At 31.9% G+C, this 2,947-nt stretch carries 4 protein-coding genes; all 4 read right to left on the reverse strand.

Annotated elements, in window-relative coordinates:
- Window positions 1-112 precede the first annotated feature (112 nt).
- Window positions 113-1,342 (reverse strand): ABC transporter permease, encoded by a 1,230-nt coding sequence (locus ACVC2P_RS19935; protein ID WP_452600205.1) that lies wholly within the window; start codon window positions 1,340-1,342, stop codon window positions 113-115.
- Window positions 1,335-2,036: an ABC transporter ATP-binding protein gene (locus tag ACVC2P_RS19940; RefSeq protein WP_452600206.1), complete on the reverse strand. Its 702-nt coding sequence runs from the start codon at window positions 2,034-2,036 to the stop codon at window positions 1,335-1,337. Before ACVC2P_RS19940 ends, ACVC2P_RS19935 begins: the two co-directional genes overlap by 8 nt.
- A 160-nt stretch (window positions 2,037-2,196) precedes the next feature.
- Window positions 2,197-2,412: a hypothetical protein gene (locus ACVC2P_RS19945; RefSeq protein WP_452600207.1), complete on the reverse strand. Its 216-nt coding sequence runs from the start codon at window positions 2,410-2,412 to the stop codon at window positions 2,197-2,199.
- Window positions 2,413-2,414: 2 nt separating this feature from the next.
- Window positions 2,415-2,945: a DUF420 domain-containing protein gene (locus ACVC2P_RS19950; protein WP_452600208.1), complete on the reverse strand. Its 531-nt coding sequence runs from the start codon at window positions 2,943-2,945 to the stop codon at window positions 2,415-2,417.
- Window positions 2,946-2,947 lie beyond the last annotated feature (2 nt).

Genomic DNA, 2,947 nt, shown 5'->3' on the forward strand with positions numbered 1-2,947 from the left:
GTAATATCCCCCACCAAACACCAACCATTGTTAATGCAGATCTTAGTTTGTTTTTACTCAAACTATCGAACACTTCTTGCCACGTATCTCTTTCAAATAAAAATCTCATAGTCTAATCGTCTCTTAATGCTACAATAGGTTTAATTCTTGATGCTTTCTTTGCTGGTAAATAACCTGCAATAGTTCCTGCTATAATTAATGTGATAGTGGCACCAACTACAAGTGATGTGCTAACGCTTGGGTCTTTTATAAAGTAGGTTTCTAAACTAGGTGCTACCAGATTTAAAATTCCTGTTCCTGCTAGCAATCCTATATAACCTGCAATTGTTGTTATTAGTACTGACTCTATTAATATAAGCGATACTATAGATTTTGGGGATGCGCCTAGTGCTTTTCTAATGCCTATTTCTTTTGTACGTTCTTTTACAATAAAAATCATGATATTACTTATTCCTACAATCCCAGCTATTAATGTACCAAAGCCTATTACTAGTATTAAAATTCCCAAACCAGAAGTCATAGTTTCTACACCTTTATTTGCTTCTGCCATATTACGAATTCTTATTGCTCTTTGATCGTTGGATGCTACAGAGAACCGATTTTTTAGCTTATTTGTAATTGTTCTTCCAAAGGCTAAAGCTTGGTCATTATTCATTTTTGGATTATATGTCAAATTTATTTGATCTATATAATCATTACTTCCATAGACTTGCTGGGCTGTAGTAATTGGCATATATATCATACGCTCCTCATTATCTCCTCCTTCATCTTCAAAAACACCTACTACTTTATATTGAATATCATTTAAGTTTACATATTTTCCTAGAGCTGTCGTTTTTTGAAATAAATCTTCCTCAACTAAGCGTCCAATAACAATTACTTTTGTTTTATTATCTAAGTCTAATTGGTTTATAAAACGTCCTTCGGCCATCAATGTATTTTCAAGATATTGATGGTCTGGGTGACATGCTCTTACGTTATAGGTACTTTTTTCGTTTCTAAAAGAGGCATTGACATTTTTATATATTCTGGCTGTGATATATTGTACTTTGTCTCCAAACTCATTTTTTAAGTAATCGTAGTCTTCGTTTTTAAATTGTATACGTCTTCCTGCTTGCATTCCCTTGTGCGCCTTAGTTGTTCGCCCAGACATAACAAAAATAGAATTAGAGGCGTCGTCTACAAATGCTTCTGCAAATGTATTGCCTAATCCATTAGCTATACCAAAGAGAACGGCAAATAACAAAATAGCAAATGCTACAGTGAAACCAGATAGTAAACTTCTGGTTCTGTTCATATTTATACTCTGAAATATTTCTCGCCAAAGGTCTCTATCAAACATACTGAGAGGCTCTTACTTGTTCTACAAACTTATCTTCCATAATAACGCCATCTCTTAGTCTAACTATACGCTTACACATGTTAGCAATATCTTCCTCATGGGTTACCATTAATATCGTTTTACCTTCATCGTTTAAAGATTGGATAAACTCCATTATTTCGTGAGATGTTTTGGTATCTAGTGCTCCTGTAGGTTCATCTGCTAATAACAGTTTAGGGTTTGCTGCTAATGCTCTTGCTATAGCTACACGTTGTTTTTGCCCTCCAGATAATTCGTTTGGTAAGTGATTTGCCCAATCCTTTAATCCTACTTTTTCTAAATGGAACAGTCCTTTTTCTATACGCTCTTTTCGTTTTAAGCCTTGATAGTATAATGGTAATGCAACATTGTCTAGTGCATTTTTATAATTAATAAGGTTAAAGGATTGAAAAATAAACCCTAAAAATTTATTTCTGTAAATGGCTGCTTTCTTTTCTGTTAAGTTTATTATTGGCACACCATCAAGAATGTATTCTCCTTCATCTGCCTCATCTAACATTCCTATAATATTAAGTAGTGTCGATTTTCCAGATCCAGAGGATCCCATAATAGCTACCATTTCTCCACTTTCTACGGAAAGATCTATTCCTTTTAGTACATGCAGACTAGAATCTCCTATTGGGTAAGATTTATGAAGCTTGTTTATTTTTAGCATATTGATAGTTTTTGATTGATTGTAATTCTATACAGCTCAACATGTGGCGTGTATATAATTATCAATTAGACTACAAAGGACAAAAAATGTTACAGGTTATTTGTGAATTATTTGTTAAAATAATTTATTTACTGCTTCTAAATAAAAAATAGTTAAACTGTTATTTAGCTTTAAAGTAGCGTCTGTATATAAAATAACCTAAACCAAAAACTAATATGTAAGGTATAGACATAAGGTATACTATACCATTATTAATGCCTTTAGCTGCGCCTTGGCCTTCTTCGTTTTCTAATACAGCACGACACATAGCGCATTGTGCATCTACAGGAAGTAATACTAAAAGCAATACTATTGAAAGAATGATTGTTTTTTTCACAGTTATATGTAATATGGAGAAATCATTATGTACACTATAACACCTGTTATAGCAACATATAGCCATAATGGAAATGTTATTTTTGCTATCTTTTTATGACGTTCAAAATTTTGAGTAATTGCTCTTACGTAAGTTATTAAAACAAATGGTATTACTGCTATTGATAATACTATATGTGTTATTAAAATAAAATAGTAAACATATTGTATAACACCTTCTCCTCCAAATTTAGTAGAATCACTAGTCATGTGGTAAGCAATATACATTAATAAAAAAGTAACAGATAAACCTATTGCAAATTTCATTAAGTTCTCGTGCAGCTTTATTTTTTTATTCTTAACAGCCCATAAAGCGATTAACAGTACTATAGCAGTACATCCATTTATAGTAGCATAAATTGGAGGTAAAAATGTTAAAGGTTCTACATTGAATCCTAATTTACGAAGGTTTATACCAAAAAGAAGTGCTACTGCTAATGGAATAATTATAGACAATGCTATAATCCATTTATTGTATTTTTTTTCGTCTTGTATAT

This window comes from Pontimicrobium sp. MEBiC01747 (genome assembly GCF_053601635.1).